General features: G+C 73.0%; 21 protein-coding genes. 8 read left to right on the forward strand and 13 right to left on the reverse strand.

From position 1 onward, the window contains the following. Window positions 1–191: 191 nt before the first annotated feature. Window positions 192–944 carry a YqjF family protein gene (locus ACZ3IG_RS29065; RefSeq protein ID WP_467435756.1) on the forward strand — a complete coding sequence of 251 codons (753 nt, stop codon included), beginning with the start codon at window positions 192–194 and terminating at the stop codon, window positions 942–944. Between the two features lie 78 nt (window positions 945–1,022). On the opposite strand, the gene ACZ3IG_RS29070 is transcribed toward ACZ3IG_RS29065, so the two are convergent. Continuing rightward, window positions 1,023–1,547 carry an ATP-binding protein gene (locus ACZ3IG_RS29070; protein WP_467435757.1) on the reverse strand — a complete coding sequence of 175 codons (525 nt, stop codon included), beginning with the start codon at window positions 1,545–1,547 and terminating at the stop codon, window positions 1,023–1,025. 563 nt (window positions 1,548–2,110) lie between these two features. Here ACZ3IG_RS29070 and ACZ3IG_RS29075 point away from each other — a divergent pair. Continuing rightward, the gene (locus ACZ3IG_RS29075; protein WP_467435759.1) at window positions 2,111–2,989 is read left to right on the forward strand and encodes an SDR family oxidoreductase; all 879 of its coding nucleotides are present in this window, start codon (window positions 2,111–2,113) and stop codon (window positions 2,987–2,989) included. A 20-nt stretch (window positions 2,990–3,009) separates the two neighbouring features. On the opposite strand, the gene ACZ3IG_RS29080 is transcribed toward ACZ3IG_RS29075, so the two are convergent. Together ACZ3IG_RS29080 and ACZ3IG_RS29085 are read right to left on the reverse strand one after the other, a co-directional pair. Continuing rightward, the gene (locus ACZ3IG_RS29080; RefSeq protein ID WP_467435760.1) at window positions 3,010–3,177 is read right to left on the reverse strand and encodes a nuclear transport factor 2-like protein; all 168 of its coding nucleotides are present in this window, start codon (window positions 3,175–3,177) and stop codon (window positions 3,010–3,012) included. Then, window positions 3,174–3,434, reverse strand: a complete 261-nt coding sequence (locus ACZ3IG_RS29085; RefSeq protein WP_467435761.1) for a nuclear transport factor 2 family protein — start codon at window positions 3,432–3,434, stop codon at window positions 3,174–3,176. Before ACZ3IG_RS29085 ends, ACZ3IG_RS29080 begins: the two co-directional genes overlap by 4 nt. A gap of 140 nt (window positions 3,435–3,574) precedes the next feature. On the opposite strand from ACZ3IG_RS29085, the gene ACZ3IG_RS29090 reads away from it, so the two are divergent. Continuing rightward, window positions 3,575–3,757: a hypothetical protein gene (locus ACZ3IG_RS29090; RefSeq protein WP_467435763.1), complete on the forward strand. Its 183-nt coding sequence runs from the start codon at window positions 3,575–3,577 to the stop codon at window positions 3,755–3,757. Window positions 3,758–3,882: 125 nt separating this feature from the next. Here the strand turns inward: ACZ3IG_RS29090 and ACZ3IG_RS29095 are convergent, their stop codons facing one another. Next, on the reverse strand, window positions 3,883–5,361 hold the full coding sequence (locus ACZ3IG_RS29095; RefSeq protein ID WP_467435764.1) for a sialate:H+ symport family MFS transporter: 1,479 nt from the start codon (window positions 5,359–5,361) through the stop codon (window positions 3,883–3,885). Window positions 5,362–5,384: 23 nt separating this feature from the next. After that, a complete protein-coding gene (locus ACZ3IG_RS29100; RefSeq protein ID WP_467435765.1) occupies window positions 5,385–6,314 on the reverse strand; it encodes a dihydrodipicolinate synthase family protein in 930 nt (309 codons plus the stop codon). Window positions 6,315–6,423: 109 nt separating this feature from the next. Here ACZ3IG_RS29100 and ACZ3IG_RS29105 point away from each other — a divergent pair, with 109 nt between their 5' ends. Further along, on the forward strand, window positions 6,424–7,107 hold the full coding sequence (locus tag ACZ3IG_RS29105) for a FadR/GntR family transcriptional regulator (protein WP_467435766.1): 684 nt from the start codon (window positions 6,424–6,426) through the stop codon (window positions 7,105–7,107). 24 nt (window positions 7,108–7,131) lie between these two features. On the opposite strand, the gene ACZ3IG_RS29110 is transcribed toward ACZ3IG_RS29105, so the two are convergent. Continuing rightward, window positions 7,132–7,983, reverse strand: coding sequence for an NAD(P)H-binding protein (locus ACZ3IG_RS29110; protein WP_467435767.1), 852 nt, complete (start codon window positions 7,981–7,983; stop codon window positions 7,132–7,134). Continuing rightward, window positions 7,980–8,408 carry a nuclear transport factor 2 family protein gene (locus ACZ3IG_RS29115; RefSeq protein ID WP_467435769.1) on the reverse strand — a complete coding sequence of 143 codons (429 nt, stop codon included), beginning with the start codon at window positions 8,406–8,408 and terminating at the stop codon, window positions 7,980–7,982. Before ACZ3IG_RS29115 ends, ACZ3IG_RS29110 begins: the two co-directional genes overlap by 4 nt. A 108-nt stretch (window positions 8,409–8,516) precedes the next feature. Here ACZ3IG_RS29115 and ACZ3IG_RS29120 point away from each other — a divergent pair, with 108 nt between their 5' ends. Continuing rightward, window positions 8,517–9,131 (forward strand): TetR/AcrR family transcriptional regulator, encoded by a 615-nt coding sequence (locus ACZ3IG_RS29120; protein WP_467435770.1) that lies wholly within the window; start codon window positions 8,517–8,519, stop codon window positions 9,129–9,131. 59 nt (window positions 9,132–9,190) lie between these two features. On the opposite strand, the gene ACZ3IG_RS29125 is transcribed toward ACZ3IG_RS29120, so the two are convergent. Together ACZ3IG_RS29125 and ACZ3IG_RS29130 are read right to left on the reverse strand one after the other, a co-directional pair. Next, window positions 9,191–9,988 carry a PepSY domain-containing protein gene (locus tag ACZ3IG_RS29125; RefSeq protein ID WP_467435771.1) on the reverse strand — a complete coding sequence of 266 codons (798 nt, stop codon included), beginning with the start codon at window positions 9,986–9,988 and terminating at the stop codon, window positions 9,191–9,193. A 90-nt stretch (window positions 9,989–10,078) separates the two neighbouring features. Then, window positions 10,079–10,435, reverse strand: coding sequence for a transglycosylase family protein (locus ACZ3IG_RS29130; RefSeq protein ID WP_467435772.1), 357 nt, complete (start codon window positions 10,433–10,435; stop codon window positions 10,079–10,081). A gap of 127 nt (window positions 10,436–10,562) precedes the next feature. On the opposite strand from ACZ3IG_RS29130, the gene ACZ3IG_RS29135 reads away from it, so the two are divergent. Then, complete coding sequence (locus ACZ3IG_RS29135; protein WP_215174353.1) at window positions 10,563–11,099, forward strand: cysteine hydrolase family protein; 537 nt, start codon at window positions 10,563–10,565, stop codon at window positions 11,097–11,099. A gap of 96 nt (window positions 11,100–11,195) precedes the next feature. Continuing rightward, window positions 11,196–11,960, forward strand: coding sequence for a sulfite exporter TauE/SafE family protein (locus ACZ3IG_RS29140; protein WP_467435774.1), 765 nt, complete (start codon window positions 11,196–11,198; stop codon window positions 11,958–11,960). A gap of 24 nt (window positions 11,961–11,984) precedes the next feature. Here ACZ3IG_RS29140 and ACZ3IG_RS29145 read toward each other — a convergent pair whose 3' ends face one another. From ACZ3IG_RS29145 to ACZ3IG_RS29155, 3 genes are read right to left on the reverse strand one after another with little or no spacing between them, the layout of a single operon-like run. Beyond that, window positions 11,985–13,832, reverse strand: coding sequence for an alkyl/aryl-sulfatase (locus ACZ3IG_RS29145; protein ID WP_467435775.1), 1,848 nt, complete (start codon window positions 13,830–13,832; stop codon window positions 11,985–11,987). Window positions 13,833–13,848: 16 nt separating this feature from the next. Beyond that, on the reverse strand, window positions 13,849–15,024 hold the full coding sequence (locus tag ACZ3IG_RS29150; protein ID WP_467435776.1) for an acyl-CoA dehydrogenase family protein: 1,176 nt from the start codon (window positions 15,022–15,024) through the stop codon (window positions 13,849–13,851). 30 nt (window positions 15,025–15,054) lie between these two features. Further along, complete coding sequence (locus ACZ3IG_RS29155; protein WP_467435777.1) at window positions 15,055–16,611, reverse strand: class I adenylate-forming enzyme family protein; 1,557 nt, start codon at window positions 16,609–16,611, stop codon at window positions 15,055–15,057. An 84-nt stretch (window positions 16,612–16,695) separates the two neighbouring features. Here ACZ3IG_RS29155 and ACZ3IG_RS29160 point away from each other — a divergent pair, with 84 nt between their 5' ends. After that, window positions 16,696–17,292 (forward strand): TetR/AcrR family transcriptional regulator, encoded by a 597-nt coding sequence (locus ACZ3IG_RS29160; RefSeq protein WP_467435778.1) that lies wholly within the window; start codon window positions 16,696–16,698, stop codon window positions 17,290–17,292. 7 nt (window positions 17,293–17,299) lie between these two features. Here ACZ3IG_RS29160 and ACZ3IG_RS29165 read toward each other — a convergent pair whose 3' ends face one another. Continuing rightward, a complete protein-coding gene (locus tag ACZ3IG_RS29165; RefSeq protein WP_467435780.1) occupies window positions 17,300–18,625 on the reverse strand; it encodes an MFS transporter in 1,326 nt (441 codons plus the stop codon). Window positions 18,626–18,750 lie beyond the last annotated feature (125 nt).

Here is an 18,750-nt window from a genome sequence, read left to right on the forward strand (position 1 = left end):
ATATGACGCAGCCCGTGCACAGCCGGATCGATCCGCACCAACGGCGTGTTCCCGATGGCCTCCGTGATGCTGTCGTACCTCATGACGGCACTCCCCCCTGCGACGGCTGTTCGGGAGTAGTCGTTTCCACCTACACCTGGTGCTAAGCCTCATCCCGGTCCGGGTACCGGCCGCCCTGCCATGCTGGAAGCGTGCACAAGCCCGCCGCCATCACTCCCGACGCCCCCGTCACCGTCCCCCTCCCGCTGCTCACCCAGCAGTGGCTCGACCTCTGCTTTCTGCACTGGGCCGTCGAGCCGGAGCTGGTGGCGCCGCTGCTGCCGCACGGGACGGTTCCCGACACCCACGGCGGGGTCACCTACGCCGGTCTCGTCGCCTTCCGCATGCACCGGGTCGGCTGGCTCGGGCTGCCCGGCGTGCCGTACCTGGGTTCGTTCCCGGAGACGAACGTACGGCTGTACTCGGTCGACGCCCACGGCCGGCGCGGGGTCGTCTTCCGGTCGATGGACGCCGCGCGGCTGCTGCCCGTGGTGATGGGCCGGGCCGGCTTCCGGCTGCCGTACCTGTGGTCCCGGATGCGGGTCCGCACCGCCGGCGACGTCATCACGTACACCAGCGCGCGCCGCTGGCCGGGGCCACGCGGCGCGTTCAGCCGTATCGCCGTACGGAAGGGCGAACGCGTCGCGGAGCCCACGGAGTTGGAGCACTTCCTCACCGCCCGCTGGGGCATGCACAACGCGTTCTTCCGCGGGGCGGCGTATCTTCCCGGCGTTCACCCCCGCTGGCCCCTGTACCGGGCCGAGTTGCTCAGGTGCGAGGAGAACCTGCTGACCGCGGGCGGCCTGCCGGCGCCCCAGGGGCCGCCGGTGAGTGTGCTGTACTCCCCCGGCGTGCCGGTCCGCTTCGGCCGGCCGGCACGGCCGGCGGGCATTCCCACGCCCTGAAGGGCGCCGGAGGTTCCCCGGGGCCGGCCGCGGACGGCCGCCTCCCGGGACACCGGCTCCCCCCGGCCGGCACGCCGGTCACCGCTCGCCGCCGCCGTCACCGGCGGCACGCGCCATCCGCTCGTCGCGGCCGCGCGGTTCGCCGGTGAGACGCACCGTGGCCGTCACCCTCTTGCCCACCGGTTCCTGATACACCGCGAAGTCCTCGGAGACGGCCATGACGATCTCCAGGCCGTGCTGGCCGACCCGGGCCGGGTCGGCGGACCGGGCCACCGGCAGGCCCGGGTCGCTGTCCCGGACCGTGATCTCCACCAGGCCGCCGACCAGTTCGAGGCCGACCAGGGCCGGACCGGACGTGTGCTTGCAGGCGTTGGTCAGCAGTTCGCTGACCACCAGCTGCACCGCTTGCGCGGCACGGTCGGACACCCGGTGCCCGTGGTCCTCCTCCAGCCGTGCCAGGAAGGCACGCGCCGTCTCCCGCGCCCGCGCGACGTCGCCCGGCACACCCTCGTACGCCGCCGACATCCAGACCAGTCCGTCCTGGAGCCGGTCGTTCCGGGCAGCCCCGTCCTGGGCAGCCTCGTCCTGGGCAGCTTTGTTCATCCGATCCGCCCGCTTCCTGAGCTCTGACCGCTACGGCAGCCGTCTACCCAGAAAAGTCCGGAACCATCAGCCCCAGGCCGCCCCGGTCATCCCCGTGCGGAGACGGGGCCCCTCACCCGCCGGTCAGGAGGCCGCGCGGCCGGACGGCCGGGGGCGTGCCGCCCGGGCGAGGTTGTTGTAGACGCGTCTGAGATGTTTGGCCGCGGGGCAGGGCGCCGCGTCCGCGCGGCACTGGCGGCAGGTGCGCTGATGGGACTCGTATTCCTCGCGGGCCTGCTCAAGAGGCTGGCTTAAAGACTGCATGCGGGACTCCTGGGAGAAGGGGAGACACCGCGGACCACACGCGACGGGACCTCGGGGGCCGCGGCAAGGGGGTGACGGCCTCGGAAGTTGCCTGAGGCGCTCACCGCGAATGATGATCTTGTTACTGCTGGTACGGCAAGGCGCGGCCGGTCACATGCCGGTCACGACGCCGCCGCGGCACCGCCCCCCTCTCCACACCGGCTCGTTTCCCCTGGTCCGGCGCGGGAACCCGAGCCCCTCCACGAGGAAGGAGCCGTACCGTGAACCAGCCGCAGCACCCCGCCCGCCGGCATCCGCAGCCCGAGTTCCCGGCCCAGGACCAGCCCCATCCCGGCTGGACCGGGCCCATGGACCCGCCGCCGGACCACGGCGAGGAGTCCTACCGGGGCAGCGGGCGGCTCGACGGCCGCAAGGCCGTGATCACCGGAGGGGACTCGGGGATCGGCCGGGCGGTGGCGCTGGCCTTCGCCCGCGAGGGAGCCGACGTGCTCTTCACCCACCTGGACGAGGAGAAGGACGACGCCGCGGAGACCGCCCGGTGGGTGGAGGACGCCGGGCGCCGCGCTATCCCCGTCTCCTGCGACATCCGTGAGGAGGCCGAGTGCCGGTCCGTCGTGGACCGTGCCGTCGACGCGTTCGGCCGCATCGACATCCTGGTGAACAACGCGGCGTACCAGATGGCACGGCCCGAGGGCATCGAGACGATCCCGACGGAGCAGTTCGACCGGGTGATGCGCACCAACCTCTACGGCATGTTCTGGCTGTCGAAGTTCGCGCTGCCGCACATCCCCGCGGGCGGCAGCATCATCAACTCCGCGTCCGTGCAGGCGTACAAGCCCAGTCCTCATCTGCTCGACTACGCCATGACGAAGGGGGCCATCGTCACCTTCACCCAGGGGCTGGCCCAGATGGTGATCGACCGGGGTGTGCGGGTCAACGCCGTCGCCCCGGGACCAGTGTGGACCCCGCTGATCCCCGCGACGCTGCCGGACACCGCCGAGTTCGGCAAGCAGGCCCCCATCGGCAGGCCGGCCCAGCCGGCCGAGATGGCGCCCGCGTACGTCTTCCTGGCCTCGCCGGAAGCGTCGTACATCACCGCCGAGATCGTGAACGCGACGGGCGGCACGCCACTGCCGTGACCGGGGTCGGCGCGCGTTGGTCAGGCGGACGCCCGCCCCTGGAGCTGTGCCACGCCGAGCCCGTCCATGTAGTCGCGGACATGGGTGAGGAGTCCGTCCTCGACGCGCAGGACCAGCAGGCCCGGGACGGTGAAGGCGGCGCCGCCGGAGGGCGGTGAGACCACCACGACATGTTCCGCGACGATCACGCCCGGGGTGACGGTCTCGTGGACGGTGACGTCCGTGATGTCCTCCACGCGCCCCAGGCGGCCCGGTAGCCCTCGCGCACCGCTTCCCGGCCCTCGAAACGCGGCGGGAAGCCGGGGCTGGTGAAGGGGAACTCGTGCACCGCGTCGACGGCGTACAGATCGGCCAGGTCGTCCGGCGACTTGTCCCGTATGGCCTGGTGGTAGTCGGCCAGCACCTCGCGAGGGGTACGGACGGACCGCGGCGTCGGATCTGACAAGGTGACCACTCCACCGGCTCGGCGAGCATGGGTTCGCGACGATAGGTCGGCCCCGCGCCCCGGTCAACAGGACGCCCGCCCTCCGGTGGGCCGTCGCCTGGCATGATGGCGGCGATCACATCGAGGCAAGGGGGACGGCCGTGGCCGTACTGGTTCTGTCGGGGATACTCGTGCTCGTCGTCGCGGGCTGCGCCTGTGTCGTGTGGGCCGCGCGGGGCGGTCCGCGGTGGGCGCGGGCGGTGGCCTCGGTGACCCTGGCGGCGGGTGAGCTGGTGCGGCTCTCGGGTGGGACGAAGTCGGGCAGGCAAGGCTCGGACGACTGACGACTGACGGCTGACGGCTGACGCCCGCGCCGCTCCGGGCACGCCGGTGGTACGCACGCGGCCGGGCCCGTCCGTGGCGGAGCGGCGCGGGCGCGCTTCCGCCGGGGACACCGGTCCCGAGAACGTCACTGTCGCACGCCGGTCCGGGTCCCCTCCTCCCCCGGCCGCGGGCCCGCCTCGGTGACGAGGTGGTCCGGTACGGCTTCGGGGTCGATCAGCCGGTTGAGCCGGCCGGGGACGTCGAAGCCGATCAGCAGGATCACCACCAGGGTCAGTCCGCAGGTGAGCACCGAGAGCGCCTGGCCCAGGGGCATCCCGGAGGCGAGCCGGGCGCCCAGCACCGGGGCCACCGCGCCGCCCAGCGCGCCCACGTTGTAGGTGAACCCCAGGGACGCGGCGCGTGTCTCGGTCGGGAAGTGCCCGGCGATGTATTTGGGCAGCAGCCCGGAGATGCCCTGCATACAGGCGAGCATCAGGAAGAGCAGCAGTCCCAGGACGACCGGGCTGTCCCGGACGGCGAAGACGGGGAACACGAACGCCGTCCCGGCCAGCAGGGTCCAGCCGTACGTCCTGCGGGTGCCGAACCGGTCGCCGAGGAAGCCGGCGGCGATACAGCCGGCCATGGTGCCGAACCCGGCGAAGTAGAGCGCGTCGCTGACCTGTTGCGGGGTGAAGCCGAGTTCGGTCTTGAGGTAGGTCGGCAGCAGGGCCTGCACCGGCCAGCTGTAGAGGAACGCGCAGAACACGGTGACGCACAGTGCGACGAACAGCAGCCACCGCCGCCGTCCGCCCAGTTGCACGGCGAACGCCGTCAGACAGCCCGCGGCGACGACCGACAGTACGGGCACCATGCCCGCCCCGACCGGGGTGAACACCGCGAAGAGCGATCCCGTGGCGACGGCCGCCAGGACGGTGTTGACCACGGCGCGGCGCCGCCCGGCGAACAGCGGCCGGAAGGGGTTCGGCCGCTCGGCGGCGGCCCCCACCCGCTCCTCCCAGTCGTCGGCCTCGGGCAGGGCCCGGCGCACCCACAGGGCGACGGCCACGGGCAGCAGGCCGATGTAGAACAGCCAGCGCCAGCCGTGGGCGGGCACCACGTGCTCGTAGACCTCGGCGGCCAGGACACCGCCCAGCGAGAAACCGGAGATCAGGAAGCCCGAGGCCCGGTTGCGCAGCCGGGCCGGCCAGCTCTCCAGGACGTAGGTGGCGCTGGCGCTGTACTCCCCCGCCATGCCCATGCCGATCAGCAGCCGGGCGGTGAACAGACTGGTGTAGTCCCAGGCGAAGCCGCACGCGAAGGTGCCGACGGAGTACAGCAGGATGCTGGCCACCATGGCGCTCTTGCGGCCGAACCGGTCACCGAGGGCGCCGAGCACCGCGCCGCCGAGCCAGCGGGTGATGAAGGCGCCGGAGACCAGGCTCGCCGACTCCACGGCGCTCAGGCCGAAGTCGTCGGCGATCTCGGTCAGGACCAGGGTGATCAGGATGAAGTCGAAGCCGTCCAGGAGGTATCCGATCCAGGCGGCGAAGAAGGACTTCCACTTCTGCCGGGTGATCTCCCGGTACCAGGGAGCGGAAGCGGCGGGGGCAGGCGCGGACTTCATGGCGGCTCCGATGCGGGTCGGCGTCACAGGAGACCGGCGGCGGCGAGGCAGGCGCGGACGCGGTCCACGGCCGGCTCGTCGAGCGGGACCTGCGGCGCGGCGGTGGCGGGGCAGTCGATGAGGCCGAGCAGGTGCGCCGCGGCCTTGAAGCCGCCGAGCGCGGACGAGCCGGCGCCCATCCGGGCCGGGTCGCCCGCCTCGGTGAGCGCGAACAGGGCGGCCAGCCGGTCCTGTGCGGCCCGGGCACGGTCCCAGTCCCCGGCGGTGGCGGCCTCGTGCAGGCGTACGTAGCCGCGGACGTCCACGTTGCCGAGGCCCGGCACGACACCGTCCGCGCCCGCCAGCAGGGCGCCGTCCGCGGTGAGTTCCGAGCCGGTGAGCACGGAGAAGCCGGACGTGCGGCGGCGCGGGTCGAGCAGCAGCCGGCGCAGGGAGCCCTCGTCGCCGCTGGAGTCCTTGAGCCCGGCGAGGGTGCCGTCGGCGGCCAGGCCGAGCACCACCTCGCGGGGCAGCTTGGTGTGGACGGCGACCGGGATGTCGTAGGCGAACAGCGGCCGGCCGGCGGCGGCGCGGACGCGCCGGAAGTGGCCGGCGATCTCGGCGGGGTGGGTGCGGGCGTAGAAGGGAGCCGTGGCGACCAGCGCGTCGGCGCCCGCCCGGACGGCGTCGGCGGCCCGCTCCAGCACCCGGGGCGTGGTCGTCTCGATGACCCCGGCCAGCACGGGGACACGTCCCGCCACGGCGTCCACGCCCGTCTCCAGGACGGTGCGCCGCTGGGCGTCGGTGAGGCAGGCGGCCTCGCCGCTGGAACCGAGCAGGAACACGCCGTGCGCCCCGGCCCCGATCAGGTGACCGATGAGCCGGCGCAGCGAGGCGGTGTCCACCTCCCCCGTCGGGGTCAGCGGGGTGAGGACCGGGGGTATGACGCCTCGCAGGGGCGCGGGAAGAGGCATGGCTGCTCCAGGTCGTACATATCCCCGCGAAGGGGACGTAGGACGTCCTACGTCCTGTAGAGTCAGACACGGTCCAGCAGCGGTGTCAAGCGTGGAGAGGGGGCGGCGGATGCCGTCGGTCGCCGCCAACGCCCAGGAGAAGATCAAGGAGCTGATCGTGGAGCGGGGCCTCGGCCCGGGCGATCCGCTGCCCACCGAGCCCGAGCTGATGGAGCGGTTCGGCATCAGCCGCAACTCCCTGCGCGAGGCGCTCAAGTCCCTCCAGGCGATGCACATCGTCGAGATCCGGCGCGGCTTCGGCACCTACGTCGGGCCCATGTCGCTGGACCCGCTGATCGAGGCGCTGGCGTTCCGCACGGTGGTGGGGCACCGGCGCGGCCGGGGCAGCCTCCTCGAACTGCTGCAACTGCGCGAGGCCCTGGAGGCCGGGCTCATGTACCGGCTCGCGGGCCGGGTGCCCGAGGCGGATCTCGCCGAGCTGGACGCGCTGGTGGCGACGATGCACACGGAGGTGCGCGACGCCGGGGAGATCGCGGCCCGCACCGACCGCGCCTTCCACCGCGTACTGCACCGCTGCCTCGGCAACGAGCTGCTCAGCGAACTGCTCGACGCGTTCTGGAGCGCCTTCCACCAGGTGCGCGCCCAGGGCCTGGGCACGGCCGCCGACGGCGTCGAACCGGCCCGGATGCACGCCCGGATCGTCGACGCCGTCCGGGCGGGCGACGCGGAGGCCGCGGAGCGGGCCGTGCACCGCCATTTCGACGACATCCGCCGCCGGCTGTCGCCCCGCTGAGCGGCACCCCACCCGCCCCGCGCGTCACCCCGCCGCCAGGGCCAGTTCCCGTTCCACGACCGTCCGCAGGTCGTGCGGAGGCCGGCCGGTGACGCGGCGGACGGTGTCCGTGACGCGGTCCTCGGCGCCCTCGGCGATCGCCAGGTCCATGCCGGCCAGCAGTGCGGCGAACTCCGGTGTGGTGAGCGGCGTGAGGCGGTCCCGCTGCTCCTCGTAGGTCAGCCGGCGGTGGGTCACGGGGCGCCCGGTGACCTCGGTGAGGACGGCGGCGACCTCGTCGTGGCTGAGCGCCCGCGGGCCGGTGAGCACCAGGTCGGTGCCGGGGACGCGCTCGTCGGTCAGGGCGCGCACGGCCACGGCGGCGATGTCGTCGGCGTCGACGAAACCGACGCGGCCCGATCCGGTGGCGGTCAGGATGGTGCCGTCGGCGCGGACACTGGCGGCGTGGGCGTGGTCCCCGGTGAAGTTCTGCATGAACCAGGAGGGCCGCAGCACCGCCCACTGCCCGATCAGCCCGGGCAGCGCCCGGTGCACCTGCCCCACCGCGGGGCCGCCCGCCTCGACGGCCGAGGAACTGAGCAGCACCGCGCGGCGCACACCGGCGGCGCGGGCCCGCTCCAGGAACGGCAGCATGACCGCGGCCGGGTCCGGGTCGCCCACCGGCGGCACGAGGTAGACCCGGTCGGTGCCCGTGACCGCCGCGTCATGGGTGGCGGCGTCGTACCAGTCGAAGCGGACCGGGTCCGCGCCCGGCACCGGGGCGGCACGGCGGCTCCCGGCTCGCACCCGGTGCCCGTCGGCGACGAGCCGTGCGGCGACGCGGCTTCCGGTGGTGCCGGTGGCACCGATGACGAGCGTGGTGCCGGCGGCGTTCACCGGGCGGCCCCGACGAAGTCGAAGCCCGGCTGCTCCTGGACGGCGAGCGGGTTCCAGTAGTCGCGGTACATGACGATCCGCCCGTCGCGGACCGTCACGACGGCGATGTACGTCATCTCGAACGGGGCGCCGGTCCGCACCAGGCGGCCCACCCCGCGCATCTCGACCACGATCGTGTCCGGTTCGGCGGTCCGGTGGACGCGCACATCGGGGAAGTCGTGCAGGTCGATGTGGTCGGGGTAGTGGCGCATGTAGCCGGCGACGGCCGCCTTTCCCTCCAGCCGGCGGGGCCAGCCCTCGGGCGCGAACGGGAACTCCAGGACGCCGTCCTCGGCCCACAGGCCGGTCCAGCCGGCGATGTCCTTGTCCAGCAGCAGCCGCAGGCTGTGACGGTAGAGGTCGGCGGGTGACATGGGTGCTGACATGGTTGCCTGCATGGGTGTGCCCTGCTCCGTCCCGTAGGATAAGAATGCGGACCCGAGGTCCGCTTTGAATATACGGACCCCGGGTCCGCTTTTCAAGGGAGGAGTCGCGTGGCAGAGCGCAAACCCCGCAAGGACGCGGAACGCAACCGTGCCGCCGTCCTGGCCGCCGCCGACGAGCTGTTCGCCCGCTGCGCCCGCCCGGAGGACGTCACCATGGCCGACGTCGCGGCGGCGGCCGGGGTCGGCAAGGGCACTCTCTTCCGCGCCTACGGCGACCGGACGGGACTGATCCGCGCCCTGTACGCGGCACGGCTCGAACCCGTCGCGCGGGCCGTCGAGGAGGGCCCGCCGCCGCTGGGCCCCGCCACCGACCCGCGGCTGCGCGTCCCCGCCCTGCTGGACGCGCTGCTGTGCTTCAAGCTCGACCACCGCCGTCTCGCCCTGGCCCTGGAGGGCGACGGCGGCGACAGCCCCTACCGGGCGGAGCACTACGCGTACTGGCACGGCCTGCTGAAGAGCGCGCTGGACCGGGTGCCCGGCTTCGACGGCGGCGATTTCGCCGCCCACGCGCTGCTCGCCGCCGTCCGCGCGGACCTCGTGGAACACCTCGCGGACGGCGGGGAGGCCCCCCGCGAGGAGCTGCGCGCGCAACTGGCGCGGTACGTCGCGCGCGTCCTCGGCTCCCCCGCCCCGGCGGGCGGCCGGGGCGGGGCGGCGCGGTGAACCGACAGGCCCGTCCGTCCCGCCGGACGGCGGGGCGGACAGGCCTGTCGGACCGGTGTTCAGTCGCGGTCGACGTGCTCGCGCAGGATCTCCCCGTTGCTCGCGTCGACCTCGTAGGTCGTCTTGTTCCAGTTGTCGGTGGTGACGACGTCGACGGACCAGATCAGCTTCTGATCGTCGTTCTCGTCGAGCTTGACGGCGGTGACCGTGCCGTCGTTCTTGTCGGTGGCCGCCTTCGCCGCCTGCTCCGCGGTCTGGTCGGCCTGGCTCAGCCGGTCGGCGATCTCGCTCTTGTCGTCCGCGCTCTGGTCGGCGTCGGCCTCGGAGCGGAACACCTTGCCGGTGACGGCGTCGATGCCGACCTCGCGGACGGTGCCGTCGGACGCGGCCACCTTGGCGACCCAGACCGGGGCGCCCTTCGAAGGAGCGGGGGCGGGGCTGGCGGTCGCGCCGGGCGAGGGGGAGGTGGCCGTCGCACCGGGCGAGGCGGAGGTGGCCGACGGGCTCTCGCCCGAGGCGCTGTCCAGTTCGATCTCGGTGAGCTTGCCGCCGGAGACCTCCTTGACGGCGGTGTCGGCCGCCTGGTCCCAGGCCACCTCGACCTGAGGCACCAGCGCCTTGCGTTCGGCCTGGTCCTCGGTGAGGGACGACGTGGCGGTGCCGGTCGGGGAAACCGACGGCGAGGTCGTGACACCGGGGCTGCCGGTGCCGACGGACGGGCTGGTCGGGGCCGCGGCGGCCACGTCGGCACGCGTCGTTTCCGCGCCGGCGCAGGCGGTCAGCAACAGGGCGGACGTTCCCAGGGCACAGAACGCGGCCGCCGTACGGGGGGAGAGAAGACGTCGCACAGAACTCATGTGATTTTCGGTATCACCGGGGGCGTCCCGTCACGCCGAAGGACACCGGAAACCACCTCAATGGCGGACGACACCCCTCCCCCGGGACTCCTACCCGGCCCAGGAGCAGGCCCAGGCGGACTTCCCCTGGATGTCGGCCAGCCGCTCCGCCACGGCGATCTGCTCGGACCGGCTGGCGAGGTCGGCGCGGGGCGCGTACTTGAGCCCGCCGGCCGCCGCCCAGCTGGACTGCTTGAACTGGAGCCCGCCGTAGTGGCCGTTGCCGGTGTTGGCCTTCCAGTTGCCGCTGGACTCGCACGCCGCGATGGCGTCCCAGTCGGTGCCGCGGGAGTCGAGGGAGCCGGTCACGGCCGTCGCGGCGGCCGTCGGGGCGGCCAGCGCGGCGGCCGTCGTCAGCGTGACCAGAACGCACCGGACACCGCGCAGGGCGACGGGACCGTATGTCATCTCATCGTTTCGTGACAACATCATGGACGGACTGTTACATGATGTGACCGCCGAGTGCGGGACGACGCTCTGCGGGCGTACGCCGGCCGGGTCGCTGGAACGCCGACTCGGGGGAACCCTGATGCGTATGAGCAAGACAGCGCTGGTCGTCATCGACATGATCAACACCTATGACCACAAGGACGCCGAGCAGCTGATCCCCTCGGCCGCGTCGGTGGTGCCCGTCGTGACCGGTCTGCTCCGGCGGGCCCGGGCCGCGGACGCGCCCGTGATCTACGTCAATGACAATTTCGGCGAGTGGCGGTCGCACCACGGCGAACTCCTCGACAAGGCCCTCGCCGGACCGCACGCCGACCTCGTGGAACCGCTGCGCCCCGACGAGGCCTCCCTCTTCGTGGTCAAGGCCCGGCACTCGATCTTCTTCGAGACGCCGCTGACCTACCTGGTCCAGCAACTGGGCATCGGGGAGCTGGTCCTGTGCGGCCAGGTCACCGAGCAGTGCGTCCTCTACTCCGCCCTCGACGCGCACATCCGCCACCTGGACGTCGTCGTCCCCCGCGACGCCGTCGCCCACATCCACCAGGACCTCGCTGACGCCGCCCTGCGCATGATGGAGCGCAACATGGGGGCGCGGGTGTGCGACAGCCGGGAGCTGTGGGCGTAGGGGCCGCGCTTTCGGGACAGTTCGGCGGGCGCCGAAACACCGGCCGGTTAATGTACCCGCCATGTACATGGTCCCGGACGACACCGCAGCCGCCGTATGACGCCCCTGGAGATGGCCGCCGTACTCGTCTCCGGGGTGCTGGCGGGCGCCCTGAACGCCGTCGTCGGCTCCGGCACGCTCGTCACCTTCCCCGCCCTGCTCGCCGTCGGCCTGCCGCCGGTCACCGCCACCGTCTCCAACGCGCTGGGGCTGGTCCCCGGTTCGGTCGGCGCCTGCGTCGGCTACCGCCGCGAGCTGACCGGGCAGCGCGGACGCGTCGTACGGCTGCTGGCCGCCGCCCTGCCGGGCGGTCTGGTCGGCGCCACGCTGCTGCTGACCCTGCCGTCGTCGGCGTTCGACGCGATCGTGCCGGTGCTGGTGGGGCTGGCGCTGCTGCTGGTCGCGTTGCAGCCGCTGACCGGGAAGTGGGTGCGCGGGCGCGTCCGGGACGGCGGTGCCGCCCGCCGCGACGGCGGGCCCGCGCTGTACGGCGGTCTCGCGCTGACCAGCGTCTACGGCGGCTACTTCTCCGCCGCGCAGGGCACCCTCTACCTGTCGCTGATGGGCCTGTGCCTCGACGAGCGGCTGCAGCGTCTCAACGCCTTCAAGAACGTGCTGGTGGCCGGCGTCAACACGGTTGCCGCGCTGTTCTTCCTCTTCGCCGCGGAGTTCGACTGGACGGCGGTCGGGCTGGTCGCGCTGGGCTCGGCGTTCGGCGGGCGGTTCGGCGCGGGGGTGGGGCACCGGCTGAGCCCCGGCGTCCTGCGCGCCGTCATCCTGGTCTGGGGCACCGTCGCCCTGGCCCATCTGCTGCTGCGCTGACCCGCCGGACCGGGCGGGACGCGGTCACGGGGTCACGATCGCGAACCGCGGATCGGGCCGCTCCATGAGCCCGCCGAACGTGACCAGCACGCCCACGTCGCCCGTCACGGCGATCCGCCCCGCCCCGATCGCGTCGGCGAAGGTGGTACGACGGCCGACCACCTCGTCCAGCACGGGCCGCTCCAGGCGCAGGGTGACGTCCGGGGCCTCGCCGCGGGGCGCGTCGCCGGGCATGGGAGTGAGCGCGCCGTTGGACAGCAGCAGCGTCCAGGTCTCCGGCCGCTCCCCCGCCCGCCGGGTGATCTCCCAGCGCAGCAGGAGCCGGCCGGCCTCGGCGGCGCGGGGACCGTGCAGCCGTACGGCCATCGACTGGAAGATCTGCTCGACGGTCAGCGCGGTGACGAGATCCGGGGCGCCCCGGCCCGCCCCGCCCCGGACGCCGTCGCGCAGTTCGGCGGCACCGGTCAGGTAGAAGTTGCGCCAAGGGCCGCACTCGCTGCCGTGACCGAGCCGCTCGAAGGTGTCCGCCTGGAGGGCACGGGCCCCGGCGTGGTCCGGGTCGGCGAACAGGACGTGGTTCAGCACCTCCGCGACCCAGCGCAGGTCGCCGTCCTCGTACGATTTGCGCGCCTTGGCGACCACGGCGTCCGCGCCGCCCATGAACTCGACGTAGCGCAGGGCCGCTTCGCGCGGCGGATGCTGCCACAGGTGGGCCGGGTTGCCGTCGAACCAGCCCATGTACCGCTGGTAGACGGCCTTGGCGTTGTGGCTGAGGGAGCCGTAGTACCCGCCGATGTGGGCGGCGTTCTCCAGGGCGGGCGGGAAGCGCAGTTCCTCGGCGATCTCCGCGCCGGTGTACCCGGCGTTGATCAGCCGTACGCACTGGTCGTGCAGGTAGGCGTAGGCGTCGCGCTGTTCCTCCAGGAACCGTACGGCGCGGTCCTGGCCCCAGGTGGGCCAGTGGTGCGAGGCGAAGACGGTGTCGGTGCCGTCGGCGAACAGACGGAGGGTCTCGGTGAGGTAGCGGGCCCAGGCGCTGGGGTCGCGGACCAGGGCGCCGCGCAGGGTGAGCACGTTGTGCAGGGTGTGGCAGGCGTTCTCGGCCACGCAGAGCAGGCGCAGGGCGGGGAAGTGGATGTTCATCTCCGCCGGGGCCTCGGTGCCGGGTGTGAGCTGGAAGACCATCCGGATGCCGTCGACGGTCTCGCTCTGGCCGGTCGCGCGGATGTCGACGGTGGGCGCGATGAGGCCGACGCTGCCCCGGGAGGTGGTCTGGCCGAGGCCGCAGCCGATCTGTCCGGCCGGGCCGGCGGGCAGCGCGGTGCCGTACATGTAGCCGGAGCGGCGGGTCATCGCGGGGCCGGTGATGACGTTCTCGCCGGCCGCGTGCTCCAGGAAGTCGGCCGGCGCGAGCACCGGGAGGCGGCCGGCGGCGGCGTCGGCCGGGTCTGCGACACCGCGGACGCCGCCGAAGTGGTCGACGTGCGAATGGGTGTAGAGGACGCCGGTGACCGGGCGGTCGCCGCGGTGCGCGCGGTACAGGGCGAGGGCGGCCGCGGCGACCTCGGCACTGATCAGCGGGTCGATGACGAGCACGCCCCGGTCGCCCTCGACGAAGGTGACGTTGGACAGGTCCAGGCCGCGGACCTGGTACACGCCGGGCACCACCTCGTACAGGCCCTGCCGCGCGGTGAGCCGGCTCTGCCGCCACAGCGCGGGGTGGGCGGTGGGCGGACAGTCGGCGTCCAGGAAGGCGTAGGCGTCCGCGTCCCAGACGGTACGGCCGTCCGCGTCGCGTACGACACCGGGCGTCAGGCGGGCGATGAAGCCCCGGTCGGCGTCTTCGGGGAAGGTCGGGGTGGTGCCGTGCATGGCGGGTCCTCGGTGGTCAGGTCAGAGTGGCCAGCCCGCGGGCGATGCCGTTGCGCTGGATCTCGGAGGTGCCGGTCAGGACGCGGAACATGCGCGTCTTGCGGAACAGGTACTCGATCTCGTGACCCTGCGTCAGACCCTCCTTGCCGTGGATCTGCACGGCCTGGTCGAGGATGCGGAAGACGGCCTCGGCGACGAACAGCTTGCACAGGAAGGCTTCCGTGCGCACGTCCTCGCCCCGGTCCAGGGCGGCCAGCGCGGCGTAGGTCATGGAGCGGGCGGCGTACAGGTCGGCGGCCATGTCGGCCAGCTTGTGCTGGATGGCCTGCAGCGCCATCAGGGGCTGCCCGCCGACGGTCCGGCTGAGGGCGCGGTCGCGGCTCAGCCGCAGCGCGCGGCGGGCGGCGCCGATGGCGCTCGGGCAGTGCAGGAGGCGGTTGACGGTGACCCGGCCGAGCGCGATGCGCAGGCCCCGGCCCTCCTCGCCGAGCAGGTTGGCGGCCGGGACGCGGCAGTCCTGAAGGACGATGTCGCTCTCGATGTGCTCGCCCGACATGGGCGTGGCGCCGTCGGTGACGCGGCAGCCGGGGCTGTCCAGGTCGACGAAGAAGGCGGAGTAGGTGTCCTCGGTGTCCGCCATGCGGGCGACCACGATGGCGAAGTCCGCGAAGGGACCGGCGGAGCTGAACACCTTGTGCCCGGTGAGCCGGTAGGAGTCGCCGTCCCGTACGGCGGTGGTTCGCATGGCGCGCACGTCGGAGCCCGCGTCGGTCTCGGTGAGGGAGAAGCAGCAGGCTCGCTCCCCGCGCACCAGCGGCAGCAGATAGGTGTCCCGCTGGTGGGGGGTGGCGTGGCGGAGGATGTCGCCGGCCCGCAGCGGGCCGCCCATGTCGCCGAGCACGCTGTGGCCGAGGACCCGGCCGCTCGCCCCGACCTCTTCCTTGAGCGTCGCGAGCCGGGTGTGGGTCAGGCCCTGGCCGCCGTACTCCTCGGGGAGGTGGATGCCGTAGAAGCCCAGCTCGCGGCTGCGCTTCCAGACCGGTTCCAGGTCGGCGCGGGTGAGGCGGGAGGTGTGGGTGATGCCGTTGTCACGTTCGTAGTCGGCGAGTTCGCCGTCCAGGTAGCCGCGGAGGCGTTCGACGAGGGCGGCGAGGTGCGGGTCGTCGGGGACGGGGCGGAAGGAGAAGGTCATGGTGCGAGGCTCCGGGTCGTCCGAGGGGGATCAGTGCACACGGTGGGCGGTGTGCGCCCAGTAGGGTTCGCGCACCGCCCTGCGGTCGAGCTTGCCGTTGCGGTTGTGCGGCAGTGCGTCGACGAAGTCGACCGAGCGGGGCTTCTTGAAGCGGTCCAGGCGCGCGGCGCAGAAGTCGGTGATCTCCTCGGCGGTGGCGACGGTGTCCGGCCGGGTCACCACCACCGCCTTGACCGCCTCGCCCCACTTCTCGTCCGGTACGCCGATGACGCACACCTCCCGCACGGCGGGGTGCTCGTACAGGACGGTCTCCACCTCGGTGCTGTAGATGTTGAAGCCACCCGAGATGATCATGTCCTTCTTGCGGTCGACGAGGAACAGGTAGCCGTCCTCGCGCATCCAGGCGAGGTCCCCGGTGTGCACCCAGCCGTCGCGGAAGGTCTGCGCGGACAGTTCGGGGGCCTTCCAGTAGCGGCTGACGCAGTCCGGACCGCGCACGATGATCTCGCCGACCTCGCGGGGCGGGAGGGTGCGGCCCCGCTCGTCCACGACCCGGACCTCGGTGTCGTAGGCGGCCCGGCCGCAGGACTGGAGGAGTTCGGGGTCCTCGGTGACGGCGCGGGCGATGTCGGCGCTGGAGAGGCCGGCCACCACGCTGGTCGTCTCGGCCAGTCCGTAGCCCTGGGCGACCACCGGGCCGAAGAGGGCCACGGCGTCGCGCAGCCGCTGCGGGGAGACGGGGGCGCCGCCGATCCGGACGCTGCGCAGGCTGGACAGGTCGCGGTCGGCGGCGCCGGGGTGGGCGAGGACCGCGTTGAGCATGGCCGGAACGAGGAAGGTGGCGGTGATCCGCTCGCGCTCCACGGTGTCCAGGAACGCCTCGGCGCTCCAGGCGGGCAGCACATGGGTGGTGGAGCCGCCGAAGACGCCGGCCAGCAGGACCATGCCGGTGGCGTGGGTGATGGGGCCGCAGGCCAGGTAGCGGGTGTCGGGACCGGGACGGGACTCGTCGTTCATCAGCGTCTTGCGCATGTTGGCGAGCCGGTTGCCGACCGTCTGCACGGCGGCCTTCAGCGAACCCGTCGATCCGGAGGTGAAGTTGAGGACGGCGGGCGCGTCCTCGTGGATGTCCACGGTGACGGGTGCGGTGTCCCCCTCGGCGAGCAGCTCGTCGTAGGCGAGGGCCTCTTCGGACACGGCGTCCAGGGCGACCGGCAGGCAGTCGGCGCCGGCCGCCGCGATGGCCGCCAGGGCGTCCTCGCGGTGCGCCTCGTCGAAGATCAGGGCGCGTACCGGCGCGTCCCGCAGGATGTGCTCGATCTCGCCGCGGCCGAGCCGGGCGTTGACCGGGACGCGGACCACGCCGGCCTTGTAGAGCGCGAACTCGGCCTCGACCAGCTCGCCCCGGTTCCAGGCGAGGGACGCGACGGCGTCGTCGGGGCCGATGCCGCGGCGGACCAGCGCGGAGGCGAGCCGGTTGGCACGCTCCTCCAGCCGGGCGTAGCTCCACGTCCGGTCGCCGCACACCAGGGCGGGGCGGTCGGGCCAGTGGCGGGCGCTGCGCGTGAGGTAGATACCGAGGTTCACCGAGCCGCTCCTGAATAGGTTGATTGTTTCCAGACAGACTGTTCGGTAACGCATGGACTGTCAAGGCTTTCGTACACTGACCGGATGGCCGAGGACAGACGCATCCGCAAGACCCGTCGGGCACTGCGCGGCGCCCTGGTGGAACTGGTACGGGAGCGGGGGTTCACGGCGCTGAGCGTCGAGGACATCACCCAGCGCGCGGACGTGGCGCGCGCGACCTTCTACAGCCACTTCCGCGACAAGGACGAACTGTTCGCCCGGGTCACCCGCGACCTGCTGGACGAACTCGACGAGCGACTGCGTCCCGCGGTGGCCAGGAGCGCCGTCGGCTTCACCGGCGAGCCGGTGCTGCGGATGCTGGAGCACGCCCGTGAGGAGCGGGACCTGTACCGGATCGTGCTGCGCGGCGAGGGGGACGGCAAGCCGCTGCGGATGTTCACCGAGGCGTGCGCCCGGGTCGCCGCCGAGGAGTTCCGGGAGCGCTCCGAACGCAACGCGGTGGAGCCGCGGATCGACGCCGGGCTGCTGGCCCGGGCCTGGGTCGGTGAGCAGGTGGCGGTGCTCCAGTGGTGGGTCGAGCACGAGGTGGCGCCCATGCCCGCCGAGGAGGTCGTGCGGATGCTGCTCGACCTCGCGCTGCGCGGCCGTTACTGGGCCACCGGCTTCGACCGGCCGGCCTGACGGCGTCTCAGCCCTCCCCGCCCAGCGCCCGCGCGTCGCGGCCGGGCCGGACGGTGACCGCCGCGACCGTACCGCACACGGCGAGCACCAGCGCGGAGACCAGGAAGGCCGCCGAGTACCCGGCGGCCTCGGAGGAGGCGCCGTCCACCAGCCGTCCGGTGAGATAGGGCACGAACATGCCCGGCAGGGTGCCGGTCGCCGCGACGACACCGAAGACGGCCCCGCGCCGCACGGCGGGGACGACGGCGGCCGTGGTGACGTAGTGCAGCGGCAGGGCGACCGAGTGGCAGGCGAACGCCAGCGCCACCAGGACCAGTCGGAGCGGCCCGGCGGGCGCGAACGGCAGCAGGGCGAGCGCCGCGGCCGACACCAGGACCGCCCCGCCCTGGGCCAGTCCGTCGGCGGCCGGTCCGGAGCGGCCCCGCCGCCTGCGCCGGTCCATCAGCGCGGGAACGGTCAGCAACAGCACCAGGCTGAGCGCGGAGACGGCGCTGACCATGGCGGACGCCCGTTGCGCGGTCATGTCCAGTTCGGTGTGGAGATAGACGGGCAGCCAGGCGCTGGAGAGGGCGAGCGCCCAGTGCGAGCCGAAGGCGCTCAGGACGCCGCCGACGACCGTACGGCCGCGCAGCAGGCGTGACAGCGACGGCGGCGGCACGGAGGCACCGGGTTTTCCGGCCGCCACGGGCGCCCGCGCGTCCAGGCCGCCGTAGGGTCCGTCCCGGCCCACCAGGTACCACAGGGCGCACCACGCGGCACTGGTGACCGTCAGGGCGACGAACGCCGAGCGCCAGCCGAAGTCCACGATGAGCCAGGTCAGGATGGGTGCCGAGACGGCCGTGCCGAGGGCCGCGCCGCCGATCTGAAGGGCCGAGGGCATCCCGCGCCGGCCCGGCGGGAACCACGCGTACAGGGCGTGCATCGACATGGAGGCGGCGGGCCCCTCGGCGGCGCCGAGCAGCAGCCGGCCCGCGATCAGCGCCGGTACCGAGGCCAGCAGCGCGGGCAGTTGGGCCACCGCCCACAGGGCCGCCATGACGAGCAGCAGGGTTCGCGTCGACCACCTGGCCGACAACAGTCCGACGACCAGGCCGGTCACGCTGAACAGGACGTAGAACGCGCTGGAGACCAGCCCGTAGGTGCTCTTGCCGATGCCGAGTTCGTCCATGAGCGGCACGGCGGCCAGGCCCAGGACGGACTTGTCGGCGTAGTTGATCATCATGAAGACGACGACCATGCCGAGGACCAGCCAGGAGCGGCGGCGGTCGAAGGGGGGATCGTCCGCCGGCCCCGGGCCGGCGGACGTGCGGGAGGGAACTGGGCGGACGACCACGGCGACTCCACGGCGAGTTTCCGAACTTCTTGTTCATTAACTTGCTACTAGTCCGGCAACGTAGTTCCGGTCGTGGCCGGGGTCAACGGTCGTGACAGGGTCTGGTGGTCCCGCCCGGCCGTGCC

The sequence above is a fragment of the Streptomyces sp. NPDC016677 genome (genome assembly GCF_055562815.1).